Origin of the sequence: Flavobacterium sp. CF136 (assembly GCF_000282055.1) — a bacterium.
Lineage (GTDB): Bacteria > Bacteroidota > Bacteroidia > Flavobacteriales > Flavobacteriaceae > Flavobacterium.
The window spans coordinates 16,100-36,818 of the sequence record NZ_AKJZ01000035.1; the positions used below are offsets into that span (position 1 = coordinate 16,100).

Consider the following 20,719-nt stretch of genomic DNA (forward strand, 5'->3'; position numbering starts at 1 on the left):
GCAATATAATACTTTATTTGCTTTTTTCTTAGGATGAAATTTTAAAAAGCAAAGAAATTATTAGGGCAAAAGGAATTTTATTTGTGCAAAAATAAATTTGACAAATGAGAAAAAAGTTAAGATTTAAAAGAAAATTTTAGGTTAGCGAATTATCATTTTCATTAGGAAAAACAATCCATGGCTTAAAGGTTTTCGCTTCTTCAAAATCCAGGGTTGCATATGAAATAATAATAATAATGTCGTCTTTTTGAACCTTTCTTGCTGCGGGTCCGTTGAGTGTAATTTCTCCGGAATTTTTTTCGCCTTTTATAGCATAAGTTTCAAAACGTTCCCCATTATTAATGTTTACAATAGATACTTTTTCACCTTCAATAATATTTGAGGCTTCCAGTAATGTTTCATCAATAGTAATACTGCCAATATAATTTAAATCAGCTCCAGTTACTTTTACACGATGAATTTTTGATTTTATAACTTGAATTTGCATGTTGCAAAGGTAAATTAATTTAATGAAATGGTATCAATCAACCTTATAGAATTAACAAATACTGCTATAAATGCACGGTAATTTTTATCTTTACTTTTGTATTCTATAGGCAATAATGTCGATTCATCAGCAATTACAAAATATTCCAAATCAAACTTATCATTGTTCCTGAAAGAATTCTCTACAAATTCAATTGTTTCTTCAGGGCTTTTCGTCTGAAATATTTCTTTTGCTTCTGTTAAGGTTTTATAAATTATCGCTGCTTCTTTTCTTTCTTCAGCAGTTAAACGCTCGTTTCGGGAACTCATTGCCAGTTGATTTTCTTCTCTGAAAATAGGACACCCTACTACATTAACAGATAAGTTATTCTTTTCAACCATTTTTTTGACGATTTGCAATTGCTGAAAATCTTTTTCTCCAAAATAGGCATTTGTCGGTGAAACAATTTCAAATAAACGTTTCACAATTGTTCCGACACCATTAAAATGTCCCGGCCTGAATTTTCCTTCCATTTGATTTTCCAATCCATCAAAATCAAAATCCTGCGAAATCGTATTTCCTTCATAAATATCATCTACCGAAGGGGCGTACAAAATGATTTTATCACTTAAACCACGCATTTTTTTCACATCATCTTCTAAGGTTCTTGGGTATTTTTCCAGATCTTCAGGATTGTTAAACTGAGTGGGATTAACAAAAATACTCACAACAGTATCATCATTTTCTTTAAGCGAACGTTGCATTAAAGCCAGATGTCCTTGATGTAAAGCGCCCATCGTTGGTACAAACCCAATAGTAGAATTTGTGGTTTTGATAGTTTTTAAATATCCTATCAGAGCTACTTTACCGTAGAAAATATGCATGGCGGTATTATTAAAATTTAGTGCAAACATAATATATTAGTTAATAACTGCATAAATTTTTGTAATTTTGCAACGTTTTTATTACCAAAAATTAAGTAAAATACTATTATGAAAGATAAGAGGATATTATATGTATCATCTGAAGTCGTGCCTTATTTGGCTGAGAATGAGGTTTCATTAATGTCTTATGACGTTCCGAAAATGATTAATGATCAGGGAGGTCAAATAAGAATTTTCATGCCAAGATATGGAAATATTAATGAAAGAAGACATCAATTACACGAAGTAATCAGACTTTCAGGGATGAATTTGGTAGTGAACGACTTAGATATGCCCTTGATTATCAAAGTAGCATCAATTCCCAAAGAGCGAATTCAGGTCTATTTTATCGATAACGATGAATATTTTAAACGAAAAGCAACTTTTGCAGATGAAGAGGGTGTTTTATATCCTGATAATGATGAAAGAGCAATCTTTTTCGCAAAAGGAGTTGTTGAGACTGTAAAAAAACTGAACTGGGTTCCGGATATAATTCACGTTCATGGCTGGCTGGCTTCAATGCTGCCAATTTATATGAAACATTATTATAAAAACGAAGCTTTATTTTCTGAAACTAAAATTGTAACCTCTGTTTACGGGCAGTCTTTTGATGAAAATCTTGATTTAGAAATGATTAACAAGGTGAAATTTGATGGTGTTCCGCATGAGAACATTGTAGATTTAGAAACACCAAACTACGAAAATATCCTAAAAGCAAGCATTTTACATTCAGATGCTGTAATAATTGCCTCTGAAAACGTATCACCAAGTTTAACAAAATTTATAGAATCTTCAGGAAAACCTTTTTTACCTTTCGCCACGAAAGATGCATTCGCTGAAGCGTATACAAATTTCTATAAAAGTATGGGGCTTTAAATTTTAACATTATTATTAAACATGTACAATACTTCTTTTATTAAGAAAATTCTATTAATAGCAACAGTTGCTTTTTTCTATTCTTGCGATAAAGACTTTAATGCCATTGGCGATGATTTAATTGGGAACGATCATTTTGATTTAACAGCAGACATTTATAGCGTAAATGCTTATAATCAAAAAGTTACTCCGGTAGCTTCAAATAATTTAGCAGTAAACGCATTAGGGATTTTTGAAAATCCTGTTTTTGCAACCACTACAGCAAATTTCAACACTCAGGTTTCACTCACCTCATATGCACCGGATTTAGGTGAGGGAGTTGCAATTGATAGTGTAACTTTAAATATTCCATATTTTGTAGATGCAAGCAAGACTACAACCACTGCCGAAGGGATTTCAACCTATACATTAGATTCTATTTATGGTCCTGTAGACGGAAAAATTAAATTAAGCGTTTACGAATCAGGTGTTTTTCTGAATACTTACAATGCCAATAATTATGATGTAAGCAAATTTTACAGTACTGACAGAAATAGTGATTTCCAAACACAGGCTGAAGCACTAGGAGCAAGATTAAACGATGCAGCTGATCAATCTGAAAATGATGGATTCTTTTTTAATTCAAAAGAAATAACCGAAAAAACTCCAAAAACAGAGACTACCGCTGAAATCATTAAAAGAATTAAGCCTGAAATGCGTTTGCATTTGAACAAAGATTTTTTTAAAACCAAAATATTTGGCGCTACTGCAAATCAATTAGCTGCTGATGACGTATTTAAAAACTACTTTAAAGGATTGTATTTTAAAGTAGAAAAATCAGGAATTCTGCCAAGCACAATGGCAATGTTAGATTTTAAATCAGGGAAAATAAATATTTTTTATAAAGCTAAAACGGCTATAACTACTGATGCTGAAACAGTAATGGAATCAAGAAGTCTTGTTATAAATTTAACCGGAAATACTGTTAGTTTATTAGAAGAAAGCAACCCTAATTCTAACTACACAACTGCTGCGGCAAATGATAAGGTTGCTGATGAAAAATTATATTTAAAAGGAGGTCAGGGATCAATGGCAGTGATTGAACTATTTGGCGAGGATTTAATTCAATATGGTAGTGATGGGAATGTGATAACCACCCCGAATAATGTTCCGGATGAATTAGATGAGATTAGACATAATTATACTGCTAAAAATTGGAGAGTAAACGAAGCCAATCTGGTTTTTCATATTGATGCTAATACAATGGCCGGAGCTATTGAACCAAATAGAATTTATTTGTATGATCTGACCAATAATACAATTCTTAATGATTATTCTTTTGACGGAAGTACATCTATAACAGGTGACCCGAAAAAAGCTAAATCAATTTTTGGAGGCATGATCAATGTCGATGCAAATAAAAGAGGTACAACTTACAAAATAAGAATTACAAACTATATTAGAAGCATTATGAGAAATGCTGCTGTTGCCAACGTAAAACTAGGCTTGGTAGTTACTGAAGACATTAATACAACTGCTTCTGCTAAATTGGACAAAACTAAAATTAATGTTGGCAGTGCCATATCTGAAGTTCCAAGAGCTTCGGTAATGAGCCCATTAGGAACAGTTTTATATGGAGGAATCGTTTCGCAAAATGTTCCGGAAGAGAAAAAATTAAAATTAGAAATTTACTACACTAAACCAAATTAATAAATAACATATGTGTGGAATTGTTGGATATATAGGTCATAGAGAGGCGTATCCTATTGTTATCAAAGGATTAAAACGACTCGAATACAGAGGTTACGATAGTGCTGGTGTAATGTTATACGATCAGGAATCAGGGATTAAACTTTGTAAAACAAAAGGGAAAGTTTCGGATCTTGAGGAAAAAGCAAAAGCAAATTTCACAACAAACGGAACCATTGGAATTGGACATACCCGTTGGGCAACACATGGGGTTCCCAATGATGTAAACTCACATCCACATCTTTCAAACTCAGGAGATTTAGCTATTATTCACAATGGGATAATCGAAAATTATGCTCCACTTAAAGAAGAGTTGAAAAAAAGAGGATATGTATTTCATTCAGATACTGACACCGAAGTTTTGGTTAACTTAATTGAAGAGGTTCAGAAAAAAGAGAAAATAAAACTTGGGAAAGCTGTTCAAATAGCACTAAATCAAGTCGTTGGTGCTTATGCCATAGCTGTTTTTGATAAAAAAAACCCAACCGAAATTGTAGCTGCCCGATTAGGAAGCCCATTGGCAATCGGTGTTGGTGAAGGAGAATACTTTATTGCTTCTGATGCATCTCCATTTATTGAATATACTCCCAACGCAGTATATCTTGAAGATGGTGAAATGGCAAATATCAGATTGCATAAACCTCTTAAAGTTAGAAAAATAAAAGATGACTCTTTGGTAGATCCTTACATACAAGAACTTCAGATGAATTTGGAGCAGATTGAAAAAGGAGGTTATGACCATTTCATGCTAAAAGAAATATACGAACAACCAAGCGTAATTAAAGATACTTACAGAGGAAGACTTAATGCCAATAAAGGAATTGTTCAGTTAGCAGGTATTGAAGACAATATCGAAAAATTCCTGAATGCAGATCGTATTATCATTGTGGCTTGTGGAACTTCGTGGCATGCCGGGCTTGTAGCCGAATATGTTATTGAAGAGTTTACCCGTATTCCTGTTGAAGTAGAATATGCCTCTGAATTTAGATACAGAAATCCAATTATCAATAAAAATGACGTTGTTATTGCAATTTCCCAATCCGGGGAAACAGCAGACACAATGGCCGCTATTAAATTGGCTAAAGAAAATGGCGCTTTTGTATTTGGAGTTTGTAATGTTGTTGGATCATCAATTTCAAGAGAGAGTCACGCAGGTGCATATACACACGCAGGACCGGAAATTGGAGTTGCTTCAACTAAAGCTTTTACAACTCAGATTACCGTTTTGACAATGATTGCATTGCGACTGGGAAAAGCTAAAGGAACTTTATCAAACACTGACTTTCATACTTACTTACAAGAATTAGAAATAATTCCGGAAAAAGTTGCTGAAGCATTGGAGACCAATGACAGAGCAAAAGAAATTGCTGCAGCTTTTAAAGATGCGCCAAATTGTTTGTATTTAGGCCGTGGTTATAATTTTCCGGTAGCTCTGGAAGGTGCTTTAAAACTTAAAGAGATATCTTATATACATGCTGAAGGTTATCCGGCAGCCGAAATGAAACACGGTCCAATTGCTTTAATTGATGAGCAAATGCCTGTTATTGTGATTGCTCCTAAACAAGGTCATTATGATAAAATTGTAAGTAATATTCAGGAAATAAAATCCAGAAGCGGAAAAATTATTGCCGTTGTAACCAAAGGTGATACACAAGTTCGTGAATTGGCTGATTATGTAATAGAAATTCCTGAAACTTCTGATGCACTGTCACCACTAATCACTACAATACCTTTACAGCTTTTATCTTATCATATCGCTGTTATGAGAGGATGTAATGTTGATCAGCCACGTAACTTAGCTAAATCGGTTACAGTCGAATAAGGATATATACAAAACAACAATTTATTAAGCGGGACATAATGTCTCGCTTTTTTTATTGCCAATATTTTCAACATTTGCTTAGTGGGATATTAATGTCCATTTATTCTGAAGACTATAAGCGTCTATGTCATTCTTTGTAGCTGATTACATTTAAACCTCAATAGCCGTTAACAAGCAGAATACAAAAGGAGACATAGAGTATCAAACCTCATTTCCAAATAATAAGCCTGATTAATATTCCTAATTATGTTTGCTCCTGACCTTTATCTTAAAATAAGAAAATACAAATAATGTTAAAAAAGAAAGAATTAGCACTTGTTTTTTTTTATTGTCAAATTTTTTTTAACCTGTATGTATTTTTATTAAATCCTCAATATTTTTCGTAAAAAATTATATGTACGCATAGTATTTGAATTTGTCATGCTTTGATATTGATTTTACTTTAATAAAATTCATTATGGAATAGTTAAAATACTCATGAAAAATGCACTTAAAATTAATTTTTTTTAACATTTTTTTATTAATATCAAAATTATTTGTATTTTGGCTATATAAACTAACCAAAAAAACTGACAAATGAGAGTGTATTTACTAATTATGTTGTTTTTCAGCGGATTATCCTTTGCGCAGAATACAATTTCCGGTTCTATTACAGACAGTAACAAACAATCAATTCCTGGAGCCAATATTACTGTAATAGGTAGCCCAAGCAGTACATCAACTGATTTTGATGGCACTTTTAAATTGAATACTAATGCAGCGTTGCCTTATACTATTAAAATATCTGCAGTAGGCTTTGAAACTAAAACAATTAGCATCACATCGGCTAATCAAAATGTAAGCGTAGTCTTAAAAGAGGAAGAGACCAAACTTAATGAAATAGTTGTTTCAGCATCCAGAACTCCTGAAAGAATACTAGAATCACCTGTAACTATAGAAAGGATGGGGATTCAGGATATTAAAAAAACAGCTTCCCCTTCATTTTATGATGGCCTGGAAAATTTAAAAGAGGTACAAATGAATACAAGCAGTATGTCTTTTAAATCAATTAATACCAGAGGTTTTGCTACTGTCGCGAACACTCGTTTTATGCAGTTAGTTGATGGAATGGATAATTCTTCTCCACTATTGAATTTTGTTTTAGGAAATATGATTGGTGTATCAGAAATTGATGTTCAAAGTGTCGAGTTATTACCTGGTGCATCATCTGCATTATATGGAGCCAACGCTTTCAATGGAATTTTATTTATGAATAGTAAAAGCCCTTTTACTTATCAAGGGGTATCAGCATATTTTAAATATGGTCAAACATCACAAGAAGCTGCCGGAACAAATAACTATTATGATTTTGGTGTAAGATTTTCACATGCGTTTAATAAATATTTTGCCGCAAAAGCCAACTTTACTTATATGCAGGCCACAGATTGGTATGCAACAAATTATAATGACAAAACCATCAAAGGAATAGACCGCAGTAATATAAATTACGATGGAATAAATGTATATGGGGACGAAGTTTCAACAAATATAAAAGGAGTTGGTCAGTCATTAGCAAATCTGGGTTTAATACCTGCAGGAGCAGTAAACTTATTACCAAATACCAATGTTAGCAGAACAGGGTATAATGAAACAAACCTTACTGATAACAAAGCAGGTAATACTAAAATTGATTTCTCATTTCACGGAAGACCATTTGGCGATGAAAGATTAGAAATTATCTGGCAAAGTAAATTTGGTTTTGGAAATGCAGTTTATCAGGGAGCGAATAGATATTATTTAAATAACTTTTTTATGCAACAGCATAAATTAGAATTTAAAGGAAAGAATTTTTTCTTAAGAGGATATACGACTACAGAAGATGGTGGAAATTCATATGATATGGTTTTTACAGGAATCAATGTAAACCGAAAATGGAAAGATGACAAGACTTGGTTTGGACAATATGCAGGAGCATATATTCAATCTACTTTAGCCGGGATGACTCCGGAAAATGCTCATATAGCTGCAAGAAATACTGCTGACACAGGCCGTTTTTTACCGGGAACACAACAATTCAACAATGCCTTTAAACAGGTAATTAATGATGAGAGTGTTCTTTCGGGATCAAAATTGGTTGACAACTCGAAAATTTATCATTCAGATGCAAATTATAATTTTAAAGATCTTATCAAAATTGCTGAAATCCAGGTTGGTGGTTCTTTTAGATTATATGAATTAAATTCTCATGGCAGAATTTATACTGATGCTAATGGTGCGATAAATTATAATGAATATGGCGCTTATACACAATTAACAAAAAGATTCATAGATGACAGATTAAAATTTACGGGATCTATTCGTTATGATAAATCTAAAAACTTTGATGGAAGCTACTCTCCAAGATTGTCTCTTGTATATTCAGGAGGTGAGAGAAAAAATCACAACTTCAGAACATCGTTCCAAACTGGTTTCAGAAACCCGACTACTCAGGATCAATACATAGGTTTTAATATTGGAAACGCTGTGTTGCTTGGTTCAGCACCTGATAATTTAATGCGATATAGTGAAACATTAGATGTTGCAACAACTGCAGGTCAGGCTTTTGCAGGGGGTTCAACAGTTGTAATGACCGGTTTAAACGCTTATAACAATTCTTATACAGCAAGTTCTGTCGGTGCATTTAGTGCTTTGGCCGGCAGTAACCCGGTAGCAGCTTCAGCACTTTTAAGAAAAACAAATGTAAATTATGTAAAACCTGAAGAAGTTAAGGCATTTGAAATTGGATATCGTTCTTTAATTAAAGATGTTTCTATCGATCTGAATGCGTATTATAACATTTATAATAATTTCATTGGAAACTTAAATGCAGTAGCGCCTTATTATGGTACAGCGCAAGATTCGCCAAATCCATTAGCAGGCCCTACAGATCCAGGTGCTCAATCATTGCATGCTCTTCAAAATGGAAATTACAGAGCATATCAATTATACACAAACACAGATGTTGAAATTAAATCATTTGGATTTGGAGTAGGGTTATCTAAGAAAATAATTGCAGATTTTGAATTAGGAGTAAACTACAACTATGCTCAGTTTGACTTTGATCAGGCAAAAGATCCTAGTTTTGAAGCTGGTTTTAACACCCCAAAACACAGAGTTAAAGTATCTCTTGGTAATGAAAGATTATTCAAAAATTTTGGATTTAATGTTAGTGGAAGATGGAATAGTGAATACATGTGGCAATCAAGTTTTGCAGATGGTGTAATTGAATCAGCTACAGTGATTGATGCGCAAATTAATTATGGAATTCCAAAATTAAAATCAGTTTTAAAATTAGGAGCCGCAAATATTGGAGGAAAAGAATATTATCAGGTAATTGGTTCTGGATTGATTGGGCGACAAGTTTTTGCTTCCTGGACAATTAATCCGTAATTAAAATATACTAACAAAAAACAAATACTTTATTTACTTTTCTTAAAGCAAAATTTAGAAAGTGATAATTAAAATATACTAAATTATGATAAAAAATTTCAAATGGCTATTATTGGTTTCGTTGACCTTTATGGCTTGTAATAGTGATGATGAAGTTGTTACAGTAATAGATTCATCTGACGGACTTCCTTTAACTTCCGGAACAGCTGATTTTTCAAAATACGTTGCATTGGGAAATTCTCTAACTTCCGGTTTTAGTGATGGTGCTCTTTTTATAAAAGGACAACAAGGATCCTATACCAATATTATGGCGCAACAATTTAAACTTGTTGGCGGAGGAGAATTTAAAATCCCTTATACTAATGATAATATTGGGGGTTTGCTTTTTGGAGGACAAATAAATCCGGCTTTTGGCCCAAGACTGTATTTTAACGGAACAGCTCCTGTTCCGGTAACCGGACCGCCAACAACAGAAGTTTTCAACCCAGCAATTCCTGCTGCCGGACCTTATAATAACACAGGAGTACCAGGCGCTAAAAGTTTTCATTTATTATCTCCAACTTATGGGGCTGCGGCTGGTTTATCGAATGGAACAGCAAATCCGTATTATGTACGTTTTGCACCAAACGGAACAACTTCAGTATTGGCATACGCTATGAGCCAAACTCCAACTTTCTTTTCGTTATGGATAGGAAATAATGACGTATTAGGATATGCAACAACAGGAGGAGATGGGACAAACCCAATTACTCCGGCAACCGGAGCCGCCGGAGTAGGCTTTGATGGTACTTATGCGGCATTAGTAAATACATTAACTTCTGCAGGTGCTAAAGGTGTAGTAGCCAATATTCCTTATGTAACATCAATTCCTTTTTTCAAAACGGTTCCTTATAATCCACTAACGGCTAAAGTACTAGGAGGTGGTAATGAAGCAACTGGCACTGCAACAATAAATGCGCTTAATGCTCAATTATATGGGCCATTAAAAAATGCATTAAATTATCTTGGAGTAACTGACAGAATTAATTTGCTGTCTCTTACAGCAGCAAATCCATTATTGATAAAAGATGAATCATTAACTAATTTATCTGCACAGCTTACTGCAGTTCTTACACCTTCAGTAGGTGCACAAACAGCCGCTTTTTATGGTACTGTCTTTGGGCAGGCACGTCAGGCAACAGCAACAGATTTAATTCTTTTAACTACACAATCAGCAATTGGAGCAGCACCTACTGCGGCTAATTCAGGGCTTGGCGCAGCACCTCCTTCTCCTTTAGATAAATTTGGCATCACATATCCTCTACAAGATAAATATGCATTAATTCCGACAGAAATAGCAGAATTAAAAGTTGCTACAGATGCGTTCAATGCTACAATAAAATCACTTGCAGATTCAAAAGGTCTTGCTTTTGTAGATGCAAATGCCATTATGGCTCAAATTGATAGCGGTGGAATTGTCGCAAATAATTTCACAATGGCTTCAACGTTTGTAACAGGCGGAACTTTTTCTTTGGATGGAATTCATCCTTCACCAAGAGGATATGCGTTTATTGCAAATAAATTTATCGAAGCCATTAACATAAAATACGGATCAAACTTAAAAGGTGTAAATGTTGGCAATTACTCCATTCTATATCCTGGATCATTATAATAAAGCCAATTTTTTTAGTAAAAAGCCACTCGTTTCTAAAATGTAGTGGCTTTTTTTTATTTACCTAAAAATTGTCGTTTTAGATATTTGAAGCCTGAGTTTTAGGAATGAAACAAAAACTAAGTATTTTTTTTGCAAAAAATATTGATTTTATATTTTAAAAAATTATCTTTGCGCTCTGAAAAAAGAGTTTATTTCAATAAACCTAAATAGCTATTTAATAAATACATAAGTAATGTCAAAAGTAATAGGAAAAGTTGCTCAAATCATTGGACCAGTAGTTGATGTCGTTTTCAACGGTAAGGATGTTGAACTTCCAAAAATTTATGATTCACTAGAAATCACTAAAAAAGACGGAACATTATTGGTTCTGGAAGTACAATCTCACATTGGTGAAAACACTGTTCGTACCATTTCTATGGACTCAACAGACGGTTTAAGCAGAGGATATGAAGTAGTTGGAACTGGAAATCCAATCCAAATGCCAATCGGTCCGGACGTATATGGAAGATTATTCAATGTAATTGGAGATGCAATTGATGGTTTAGGAAACTTGCCAAAAACAGGAGAAAATGGTTTGTCTATTCACAGACAAGCTCCTAAATTTGAAGATTTATCAACTTCATCTGAAGTTTTATTCACAGGTATTAAAGTAATCGATTTGATTGAGCCTTATGCAAAAGGAGGTAAAATTGGATTGTTTGGTGGTGCCGGTGTTGGTAAAACAGTATTGATTCAGGAGTTGATCAACAATATCGCAAAAGGTCACGGTGGACTTTCAGTATTCGCAGGAGTAGGTGAAAGAACACGTGAAGGAAATGACTTGCTTCGTGAGATGTTAGAGTCAGGAATTATTAAATATGGTGATGATTTCATGCACTCTATGGAAAATGGAGGATGGGATTTATCTAAAGTAGATATGCCAGGAATGAGAGAGTCTAAAGCTACTTTCGTTTTCGGACAAATGAATGAGCCTCCTGGAGCTCGTGCACGTGTGGCACTTTCAGGATTATCTATCGCTGAGTATTTCCGTGATGGGGCCGGAACTGATCAAGGTAAAGACGTATTGTTTTTCGTTGACAACATCTTCCGTTTTACACAAGCAGGTTCTGAGGTATCAGCACTTTTAGGCCGTATGCCTTCTGCAGTAGGATACCAACCAACTTTGGCAACAGAGATGGGAGCTATGCAAGAGCGTATTACGTCTACAAACAAAGGATCGATCACATCTGTACAAGCGGTTTACGTTCCTGCGGATGACTTAACTGACCCGGCACCGGCAACAACGTTTGCTCACTTAGATGCTACAACAGTATTATCTCGTAAAATTGCTGAGTTAGGTATTTATCCTGCGGTTGACCCATTGGATTCTACTTCAAGAATTTTGACTCCTCAAATTTTAGGAAATGAGCACTATGACTGTGCACAAAGAGTAAAAGAAATTCTTCAAAAATACAAACAATTACAAGATATCATCGCAATCTTAGGTATGGAAGAATTATCCGAAGAAGATAAATTGTCTGTATCAAGAGCTCGTCGTGTACAACGTTTCTTATCTCAGCCTTTCCACGTAGCGGAGCAATTTACTGGTATTCCTGGAGTATTGGTTGACATTAAAGATACTATCAAAGGATTTAACATGATTATCGACGGTGAATTAGATCACCTTCCTGAATCAGCTTTCAACTTGAAAGGTTCTATCCAGGATGCTATCGAAGCTGGAGAAAAAATGTTGGCAGAAGCGTAATTGGTTGTTAGTTGTTAGTTGTCAGTTGTTAAAAAACAACACCAACGATCAACGATCAACTATTAACTAAAAAATTATGATTTTAGAAATAGTATCACCAGAAGCAAAATTATTTTCAGGAGAAGTAACTTCGGTTACCTTGCCTGGAGTTGATGGAAGCTTTCAAATATTGAATCATCACGCTCCTATAGTTTCTATTTTAGAAAAAGGAACTATTAAAATTGCAGCACCAAGTTTCAATTTTTCTAAAGAAGTTGCGGGTAAATTCACGAAAGTAAATGATCAAACCTACACTTTGGGAATTGAATCAGGTACTATCGAAATGAAAGACAATAAAATAATTGTTTTAGCAGATTAAGACAATTCAAAATCAATTAAAAGCCAAGCAGTGATGTTTGGCTTTTTTGTTTTCAGGAGCTAGTCCAGCTGTACACTATATCTTTGCCTGCCTAAAGAAGGCACACAAAGGATACCGCTCCCATCTGGGCTAAAAAACATAACTTCCAAGAAATTTAATCTGAATTTCATAACTTTGCTTTTATGAAATTACCCGAAAATCTTATTCAAAAGCTTGAAAATCGAAAGCAAAATAATTCGTTGAGACGACTGCCAAGTTTTAATAATCTTGTCGATTTTTCTTCTAACGATTATATTGGATTTTCCAGATCTGAGTCCATTTTTAAATTAGTACATCATTATTTAATAGAAAATGATATCATTCAGAATGGAGCTACAGGTTCCCGATTGATTTCCGGTAATCATTCTTTATATCAAATTGCAGAATCTTTTATTTCGCAATTTCATGAGTCAGAATCGGCTTTAATTTTTAATTCGGGTTATGATGCCAATGTTGGCTTTTTTAGCGCTGTACCACAACGAAACGATGTAATTTTATATGATGAGCTAAGCCATGCTTCTATTCGTGACGGAATCACAATGTCGAACGCTAAATCATACAAATTTAACCATAATGATTTTGAGGATTTAGAACGTCTTGTTTTAAAATTTCCTGAAACCAACATTTACATTGTCACCGAAACTGTTTTTTCTATGGATGGTGATAGTCCAAATCTAGAGCAATTGGTCAAACTATCTGAAAAGTACAATTGTTATCTGATCGTTGACGAAGCACACACATTGGGTGTTTTTGGTGAAAAAGGCGAAGGCTTAATACAATATCTGAATTTACATAATAGCGTTTTTGCACGAATCATGACCTTCGGAAAAGGTTTGGGCTGTCATGGAGCAGCAGTTTTAGGGAGCTTAGAGCTTAAAGAATATCTGGTAAACTTCTCCCGAAGTTTTATTTATACCACAGGATTGTCTCCACATTCTGTATCTACAATCTTAACAGCCTATCAGCATTTAGAAACCGAAAAAGAGACTATCGAAAAATTACGTCAAAATATTGTATTTTTTAATCAGCAAAAAAACTTATTGGGATTAAAACCAATGTTTGTCAGAAGTAAATCAGCAATTCAATCTGCAATTATTCCAGGCAATGAAAACGTAAAACAACTGGCTCAGCAACTGCAGGACAAAGGATTTGATGTAAAACCGATCCTTTCACCAACAGTTCCCGAAGGACAAGAGCGTCTTCGTTTTTGTATTCACAGTTATAATTCGGAAGAAGAAATTAATCAAGTATTAGTATTTCTTAGGGATTTTGTTTTTTAATTTTATTTTACAAAAATTCACGAAGTATTCGCAGACATTCACAAAGGATAAATTTTGTGAATCTCTGTTTTTTCTTTGCGAATCTCTGTGAAAGACTCTGTACTTCCTAACTTCTCTAAAAACTTTGATTTTTTTTGTAACGTTTTGATTATTCATTTACTTACGTGTCGTAATCAAACAAAAAGGGTTTTAATCATCAACTTAAATCAATCAAAATCATGAAAAACTTATTCAAATCAATAGCAGCAGCAATTTCAATTATTATTAGTTTATCAACTCAGGCACAAACAAAATCTCCAAAATTAGAAAATTCACTTTTGTGGGAAGTATCAGGAAATGGATTAACAAAACCTTCGTATTTGTATGGAACGGTTCATATGATTTGCTCGGCAGATTATTTTCTTACTGAAAAAACAAAAAAAGCATTTGAAAAATCAGATAAGTTAGTATTGGAAATTAATTTTTCAGATCCTAAAGAAATGGCTGACGTACAGCAATTGGCAATGGGAAAGGAACCGTTAAGCAAAAAATTGAGTCCGGAACAATTGTCTAAATTAAATTCAATTCTTCAAAAAAATACCGGAATGACAATACAGCAAGTTGACAGCTTTAGCTTATTGACGATTATGAGTTTAATTTCAATGAAAAGTTTTGGCTGCCCTGATCTCAAATTTTATGAAATGGAGTTCATTGAAATGGCAAAGAAGCGTCAGTTAGAAGTTGCTGGTCTTGAAACCGTGAAATTTCAATTTAAAAGTTTTGAAAATGCCTATCCTGATTCAGAAATGATTAATATGTTAGAAGAATCAAATCCAGAGGAAACGACTAAATTAGTAGAGAATTATAAGAATGAAAATCTGGAAACTTTGTACAAAATAACTACCGATGAAAAAGTAATGAATCCGAACGCTAAAAAATATATGCTTAACGAAAGAAATGCAAATTGGGTAAAAATTATGCCCGAACAAATGAAAAAAGAAAGTGTGTTTTATGCTGTAGGATCTGCGCATTTAGCCGGGGATTTAGGAATAATTAATTTATTAAAAAAAGCAGGATACACTGTAAAACCAATAATGAATTAGCATTATTTTGAAAGAGAAAGAGCAAGAATTTTTAAAACGCATAGAAAGTCACAAAGGAATTTTATATAAAGTTTCTAAGATGTACATGGATAACTCTGATGATCAGCAGGATCTGTTTCAGGAGATTATTTGTCAGCTTTGGAAATCATATGATTCTTTTAGAAACGAAAGTCAGTTTTCGACCTGGATGTACCGAGTCGCTGTAAATACGGCAATTGTTTTCTTAAAAAAAGAGAAACGAAAGGTTGACAAATACGAAATCGTTTCAGAAAACATCAAAGATGATGAAGGCGATTCACATATAAAAGAAAGTCAGCTCGATCATTTTTATAAAGCAGTCCAAAAATTGGAAAAAATTGACAAGGCCATTATTTTCTATCAGTTAGAAGGATTTTCGCATAAAGAAATTGGGGGAAATCTCGGAATTTCTGAAGGAAATGCCAGAGTAAAATTAAACCGGGCAAAAGAAAAATTAAAAGAAATAATTAAAAATCAAGGATATGGATTTTAACGATATACAAAACGCATGGAATAACGAAAAGACAGAAAATGTTGTTGTTCCGAATAATTTAGAGAAAATACAGTCGGCAAATACGCCTTTGGATCAGATTAAGAAAAATTTAAAAAACGAGTTTATTTACCAGATCATTTCAATTGTTTTTATTGGATTGGTTCCTTTATTCTATCATTTTCCATCTAAAGGAATGATATTATTTTACTTGCTTTTTAGTCTTTTTACAGCAGTTTGTGTTTACTATTTCGTCAAGTTTTATGTGTTTTATAAAAGGCTGAATACAATTGCCTTAAAAACAAAAGACAATTTGTACGAAACTTATTTCGATATAAGGTTAAATATGGAGTTGTATAAAACCTTTGGATTTGCCTTAACGCCATTTTTAATTCTGTATTTGATAGGTTATCTTTATTTTGAATTCTCTAAAATTCCGGGCTTTATCTCTAAAGAATTTACAAATTATCAATTGATTGCATTGTTTTTGATTGTGGTTTTTAGCATGCTATCCATGGGAATTGCTTTAGAATGGTGGGTTCATAAATTTTACGGAAAATATGCAAAAGAAATTAGAAAAGTGATAGACGAATTAAAAGAAGAATAAAACTCAACCCATCGTAATTGATGGGTTTGTTGTTTTTATTGGTATTTTTGCATGAATTATTACACAGAGGTTCACAAAGAAAAACGCAAAATTGCACAAAGCCAAAATAGAAAACTTTGTGAATCTCCGTATTTTTCTTTGTGAATCTTTGTGAAACAACAAAAACCATGAAACTATTCGTAACAGGAATTTCAACAGATGTTGGTAAAACAATTACTTCTGCCATAATAGTTGAAGCTTTAGAAGCCGATTATTGGAAACCTATTCAGGCGGGGGATTTAGATAATTCTGACAGCCATAAAATCAAGTTTCAAATCTCAAATACTAAATCTCAAATCTTCGGGAACAGTTATAAGTTAAATACACCCGTAAGCCCTCACCTCGCTGCAGAAATTGATGGAATCACAATTGATTTAAAACAAATAAATGAGCCAAAAACCAATAATCATTTAGTGATTGAAGGTGCCGGGGGAATTTTTGTCCCGTTAAACGAAAAAGATTCAATTATCGATTTGATTCAGCCGGATTATAAGGTGATAATTGTTTCAAGACATTATTTAGGAAGCATCAATCATACTTTGTTAACTATTGAAGCCATTAAAAATAGAGGTTTTGAAGTCTCCGGAATTATCTTTAGCGGAAGCGAAAACAAATCGACTGAAAATTTAATTCTGAATAAAACCGGAATAAAATGCATCGGAAGAATTGACGAAGAACCGTATTTTGATCAGAACGTAATTCGGGAATACGCCGATTTGTTTCGGGAGAATCTTTTAAATTTATAGGGAATAGAAAAAAGAACAAAGAGAATAGACTTTCTTATCTTTGCCAAAAACTATAGGGTTAAGTCTTTATTCTACGCTCTATTTTCTATATTCTAAAAAATGACTTTAACTGAAAAAGACAGCCAATATTTGTGGCATCCTTATACACAGCATAAAACTTCACAAACTCCAATTGCTATTTCAAGAGGAGAAGGAGCTTTGCTTTGGGACGAAAACAACAAAGAATATATTGATGCAATAGCTTCGTGGTGGGTAAATCCGTTTGGGCATAGTAATAAGTTTATTGCTGATGCGATTTACAAACAACTGACAACTTTAGAACATGTTTTGTTTGGAGGTTTTACACATGAACCGGCCATAAAAGTTGCCGAAAAGTTAATGGAAATTTTGCCCAAAAACCAACAGAAAATATTTTTTTCAGATAATGGTTCTACTGCCGTTGAAGTCGCGATTAAGGTAGCTTTACAGTATTTTTTCAATAAAAATGAAAAACGAACAACCATAATTGCTTTCGAAAATGCTTTTCATGGGGACACTTTTGCAGCTATGGCGGCAAGCGGAATCTCCTTCTATACTCAGGCTTTTCAGGGAATGTTTATCGATGTGGCAAGAATTCCGGTTCCGGTAAAAGGACAGGAACAAGTGAGTTTTGATGCTTTGAAAGCTGTAATTGAAAGTCATAATTGTGCCGGATTTATTTTTGAGCCTTTAGTACAAGGCGCAGCCGGAATGGTGATGTATGAACCTGAAGCATTAGCAAAATTGATTCAGATTTGCAAAGAAAACAAAGTATTGACGATCGCAGATGAAGTCATGACAGGTTTCGGTAAAACAGGAAAAACCTTTGCAATGGACTATGTTTCTGAAGAACCGGATATGATTTGTTTATCGAAAGCCCTAACCGGAGGAACGATTCCGATGGCTATTACGACTTTTACCCAAGACATTTTTGAGGCTTTTTATGATGATGATATTAACAAGGCATTATTTCACGGACATACTTTTACGGCAAACCCAACGGGATGCGCCGCCGCATTAGCAAGTATCGATTTATTACAGACTGCTGAAATGCAATCTAATATTGAAAGGATAAATAAAAATCATTTGAACTTTCAGAAGAAAATCGAAAACCATCCAAAAGTAATTACCGCCAGAACATTGGGTGTTATTTTTGCCGTTGAAATTAAATCAGATTCAGAGGAAAGTTATTATGGTTCGATGCGTACCAAGCTTTATAATTTCTTTATTGAAAAAGGGGTTATTTTAAGACCGGTTGGTAATATTGTTTACATTTTGCCACCATACATTATGACAGATGAGCAACTTCAGAAAGTCTATTTGACTATTGAAGAAGCTATCGAAATGGTTTAATTATTTGAACCATATAAGCGATATAAGTTCATTAAAGGAAATTTATAACACTATCTTCTATTTTCTCTTATTACTTAATATGGTTTAATTTAATATTACAAACCTTGTAAGTTTGCGTAAAGTTTCACGAACTTTGCGCTCAAATAAATTATTTTGACTAAAAAAATATCCATAACAGCCTTTTCTTCAATTTCTCCTTTAGGAAATAATCCTGAAGAAGTTTGGAAAAAGTATCTCGATAACCAGCATTGTTTTTCGAAACAATTTTTAGATCAGCAGGAAACTTCTGTAGCAGCTTTAAGTGCTGAATTAAAACAAATTGTTGCTGAAATTCGGGAATCTGATATCAAATATAAATTTCTGGATGATTCTGTCCTTTTTGCTTTGGCTGCTTCGCGCAAAGCGATCGAAAAAGCCGGTTGGAACAAAAATGATATCTTCGGAATTAATATTGGTTCTTCCCGCGGTGCTACCGATTTATTCGAAAAGCATTATAAAGAATATATTGATACCGGAAAAGCACAGACCCTGGCCTCTCCTACTACCACTTTAGGAAATATTTCGTCCTGGATCGCTCACGATTTACAAAGTGTCGGTCCCGAAATTTCACACTCTATCACATGTTCTACAGCACTTCATGCATTACTTAATGGTGTTGCATGGCTAAGATCCGGAATGGCCGATAAATTCCTGGTTGGGGGAAGTGAAGCACCATTGACTGATTTTACAATTGCCCAGATGAGAGCATTAAAAATATACTCCCGTCTTGATCAGAATGAAGAACCCTGGCCAAATCTTGCCTTCGATTTTGAAAAAACTCAGAATACTATGATTTTGGGTGAAGGGGCTGCAGTTTGCTGTTTGGAGGCCGGAGAAAAAGAAAATGCAATTGCTTATGTAACCGGTGTTGGTTATGCAACCGAAATTTTAGAGCACAACATATCAATTTCTGCAGAAGCAGATTGTTTTCAGAAGTCCATGAAACTGGCATTGCAGGAGACTAATTTGGAAGATGTAGATGTTATTGTGATGCATGCGCCCGGAACCATAAAAGGAGATTTAACAGAATTACGTGCCATTGAAAAAGTTTTTGGGGCTAAAATTCCTTTATTGACAACCAATAAATGGAAAATCGGCCACACTTTTGGAGCTTCTGGAATATTGAGTTTAGAATTGGCTCTTTTAATGATGCAGCATAATATTTTTGTTGATGTTCCTTTCACAGAAGTGCAAAAACAAACGAAACCAATTAAAAAGGCTCTAATTAATGCTGTTGGTTTTGGTGGAAATGCCGTTAGTATTCTGATTGAAAAAGCATAATATGAACCGTTCCTACGGAACTCCTTTTCTCATGCTATATTATCAACGGATTAAAATCCGTCGCTACAAATATGTTGCAAGCCTACAGCTCTTTATTCAATGCTAATTTATACCAGAAATAATTTTGTACTTATATCAGGAGGAACGATTTATCTTGTCCCAACTATAATATGTTACAAACCCACGGCTCTTTATTCAATGCTAGTTTATACCAGAAATTTTTGGACTAATCATCAAATATAATGATATGAAAGTTCCAGAGTGACGATTTATTTTGTAGCAACGGATTTCAATCCGTGAAAATATGCGACGATAAATTTAAAGTCGCTACAATATGTGTGAGCCCACGACTCTTTTATTCAATACTAGTTTATACCAGAAATTTTTGGACTAATTATCAAATATAATCACATGAAAGTTCCAGAAGAAACTATTTATTTTGTAGCAACGGATTTTAATCCGTTGAAAATATGTGATGATAAATTTAAAGTCGCTACAAGATGTTGCAAGCCTACGAATCTTATATTCAATGTAAATTTATCCCAGAAATATTTTTGGACTAATTATTTCAAATATAATGACGTGAAAGTTCCAGAGGAACGATTTATTTTGTAGCAACGGATTTCAATCCGTGAAAATATGCGACGATAAATTTAAAGTCGCTACAAGATGTGTGAGCCTATTGCTCTTTTATTCAATGCTGATTTATACCAGAAATTTTTGGACTAATTAGTATCAAATATCAATG

The 20,719-nt window shown here is 33.8% G+C and carries 16 protein-coding genes; 14 read left to right on the plus strand and 2 right to left on the minus strand.

The window, feature by feature from the left end:
• Positions 1–136 precede the first annotated feature (136 nt).
• The gene (panD, locus tag PMI10_RS11950; protein WP_007808149.1) at positions 137–487 is read right to left on the minus strand and encodes an aspartate 1-decarboxylase; all 351 of its coding nucleotides are present in this window, start codon (positions 485–487) and stop codon (positions 137–139) included.
• A 14-nt stretch (positions 488–501) separates the two neighbouring features.
• The gene (gene panC, locus PMI10_RS11955) at positions 502–1,380 is read right to left on the minus strand and encodes a pantoate--beta-alanine ligase (RefSeq protein ID WP_007808150.1); all 879 of its coding nucleotides are present in this window, start codon (positions 1,378–1,380) and stop codon (positions 502–504) included.
• 78 nt (positions 1,381–1,458) lie between these two features.
• Here panC and PMI10_RS11960 point away from each other — a divergent pair, with 78 nt between their 5' ends.
• The 14 genes from PMI10_RS11960 (at position 1,459) to PMI10_RS12025 (ending at position 19,971) form a co-directional block, all read left to right on the plus strand.
• Positions 1,459–2,265 carry a glycogen/starch synthase gene (locus PMI10_RS11960; protein ID WP_007808152.1) on the plus strand — a complete coding sequence of 269 codons (807 nt, stop codon included), beginning with the start codon at positions 1,459–1,461 and terminating at the stop codon, positions 2,263–2,265.
• A gap of 21 nt (positions 2,266–2,286) precedes the next feature.
• Positions 2,287–3,954, plus strand: coding sequence for a DUF4270 domain-containing protein (locus tag PMI10_RS11965; RefSeq protein WP_007808153.1), 1,668 nt, complete (start codon positions 2,287–2,289; stop codon positions 3,952–3,954).
• 10 nt (positions 3,955–3,964) lie between these two features.
• Positions 3,965–5,815: a glutamine--fructose-6-phosphate transaminase (isomerizing) gene (glmS, locus tag PMI10_RS11970; protein WP_007808154.1), complete on the plus strand. Its 1,851-nt coding sequence runs from the start codon at positions 3,965–3,967 to the stop codon at positions 5,813–5,815.
• A 576-nt stretch (positions 5,816–6,391) separates the two neighbouring features.
• The gene (locus PMI10_RS11975) at positions 6,392–9,223 is read left to right on the plus strand and encodes a TonB-dependent receptor (protein ID WP_007808155.1); all 2,832 of its coding nucleotides are present in this window, start codon (positions 6,392–6,394) and stop codon (positions 9,221–9,223) included.
• A gap of 85 nt (positions 9,224–9,308) precedes the next feature.
• Complete coding sequence (locus PMI10_RS11980) at positions 9,309–10,874, plus strand: hypothetical protein (protein WP_007808157.1); 1,566 nt, start codon at positions 9,309–9,311, stop codon at positions 10,872–10,874.
• Positions 10,875–11,109: 235 nt separating this feature from the next.
• Complete coding sequence (gene atpD / locus PMI10_RS11985; protein ID WP_007808159.1) at positions 11,110–12,621, plus strand: F0F1 ATP synthase subunit beta; 1,512 nt, start codon at positions 11,110–11,112, stop codon at positions 12,619–12,621.
• 76 nt (positions 12,622–12,697) lie between these two features.
• Positions 12,698–12,979: a FoF1 ATP synthase subunit delta/epsilon gene (locus tag PMI10_RS11990; RefSeq protein ID WP_007808160.1), complete on the plus strand. Its 282-nt coding sequence runs from the start codon at positions 12,698–12,700 to the stop codon at positions 12,977–12,979.
• Between the two features lie 182 nt (positions 12,980–13,161).
• Entirely contained in the window at positions 13,162–14,298 is a 1,137-nt protein-coding gene (locus tag PMI10_RS11995) for an aminotransferase class I/II-fold pyridoxal phosphate-dependent enzyme (RefSeq protein WP_007808163.1), read from the plus strand.
• Between the two features lie 218 nt (positions 14,299–14,516).
• The gene (locus tag PMI10_RS12000; RefSeq protein ID WP_007808166.1) at positions 14,517–15,380 is read left to right on the plus strand and encodes a TraB/GumN family protein; all 864 of its coding nucleotides are present in this window, start codon (positions 14,517–14,519) and stop codon (positions 15,378–15,380) included.
• A gap of 79 nt (positions 15,381–15,459) precedes the next feature.
• Complete coding sequence (locus PMI10_RS12005) at positions 15,460–15,891, plus strand: RNA polymerase sigma factor (RefSeq protein WP_238539468.1); 432 nt, start codon at positions 15,460–15,462, stop codon at positions 15,889–15,891.
• Positions 15,881–16,495, plus strand: a complete 615-nt coding sequence (locus PMI10_RS12010) for a hypothetical protein (protein WP_007808174.1) — start codon at positions 15,881–15,883, stop codon at positions 16,493–16,495. Before PMI10_RS12005 ends, PMI10_RS12010 begins: the two co-directional genes overlap by 11 nt.
• Before the next feature lie 167 nt (positions 16,496–16,662).
• Complete coding sequence (gene bioD, locus PMI10_RS12015; RefSeq protein WP_007808176.1) at positions 16,663–17,280, plus strand: dethiobiotin synthase; 618 nt, start codon at positions 16,663–16,665, stop codon at positions 17,278–17,280.
• Positions 17,281–17,379: 99 nt separating this feature from the next.
• Positions 17,380–18,651, plus strand: coding sequence for an adenosylmethionine--8-amino-7-oxononanoate transaminase (gene bioA / locus PMI10_RS12020; protein WP_007808178.1), 1,272 nt, complete (start codon positions 17,380–17,382; stop codon positions 18,649–18,651).
• 153 nt (positions 18,652–18,804) lie between these two features.
• Complete coding sequence (locus PMI10_RS12025; RefSeq protein ID WP_007808181.1) at positions 18,805–19,971, plus strand: beta-ketoacyl synthase N-terminal-like domain-containing protein; 1,167 nt, start codon at positions 18,805–18,807, stop codon at positions 19,969–19,971.
• Positions 19,972–20,719 lie beyond the last annotated feature (748 nt).

Bases quoted from the DNA above. Each gene is read 5' to 3' on its own strand.
- panD (WP_007808149.1), bottom strand. From the start codon at position 487: ATGCAAATTCAAGTTATAAAATCAAAAATTCATCGTGTAAAAGTAACT.
- panC (WP_007808150.1), bottom strand. From the start codon at position 1,380: ATGTTTGCACTAAATTTTAATAATACCGCCATGCATATTTTCTACGGT.
- PMI10_RS11960 (WP_007808152.1), top strand. From the start codon at position 1,459: ATGAAAGATAAGAGGATATTATATGTATCATCTGAAGTCGTGCCTTAT.
- PMI10_RS11965 (WP_007808153.1), top strand. From the start codon at position 2,287: ATGTACAATACTTCTTTTATTAAGAAAATTCTATTAATAGCAACAGTT.
- glmS (WP_007808154.1), top strand. From the start codon at position 3,965: ATGTGTGGAATTGTTGGATATATAGGTCATAGAGAGGCGTATCCTATT.
- PMI10_RS11975 (WP_007808155.1), top strand. From the start codon at position 6,392: ATGAGAGTGTATTTACTAATTATGTTGTTTTTCAGCGGATTATCCTTT.
- PMI10_RS11980 (WP_007808157.1), top strand. From the start codon at position 9,309: ATGATAAAAAATTTCAAATGGCTATTATTGGTTTCGTTGACCTTTATG.
- atpD (WP_007808159.1), top strand. From the start codon at position 11,110: ATGTCAAAAGTAATAGGAAAAGTTGCTCAAATCATTGGACCAGTAGTT.
- PMI10_RS11990 (WP_007808160.1), top strand. From the start codon at position 12,698: ATGATTTTAGAAATAGTATCACCAGAAGCAAAATTATTTTCAGGAGAA.
- PMI10_RS11995 (WP_007808163.1), top strand. From the start codon at position 13,162: ATGAAATTACCCGAAAATCTTATTCAAAAGCTTGAAAATCGAAAGCAA.
- PMI10_RS12000 (WP_007808166.1), top strand. From the start codon at position 14,517: ATGAAAAACTTATTCAAATCAATAGCAGCAGCAATTTCAATTATTATT.
- PMI10_RS12005 (WP_238539468.1), top strand. From the start codon at position 15,460: ATGTACATGGATAACTCTGATGATCAGCAGGATCTGTTTCAGGAGATT.
- PMI10_RS12010 (WP_007808174.1), top strand. From the start codon at position 15,881: ATGGATTTTAACGATATACAAAACGCATGGAATAACGAAAAGACAGAA.
- bioD (WP_007808176.1), top strand. From the start codon at position 16,663: ATGAAACTATTCGTAACAGGAATTTCAACAGATGTTGGTAAAACAATT.
- bioA (WP_007808178.1), top strand. From the start codon at position 17,380: ATGACTTTAACTGAAAAAGACAGCCAATATTTGTGGCATCCTTATACA.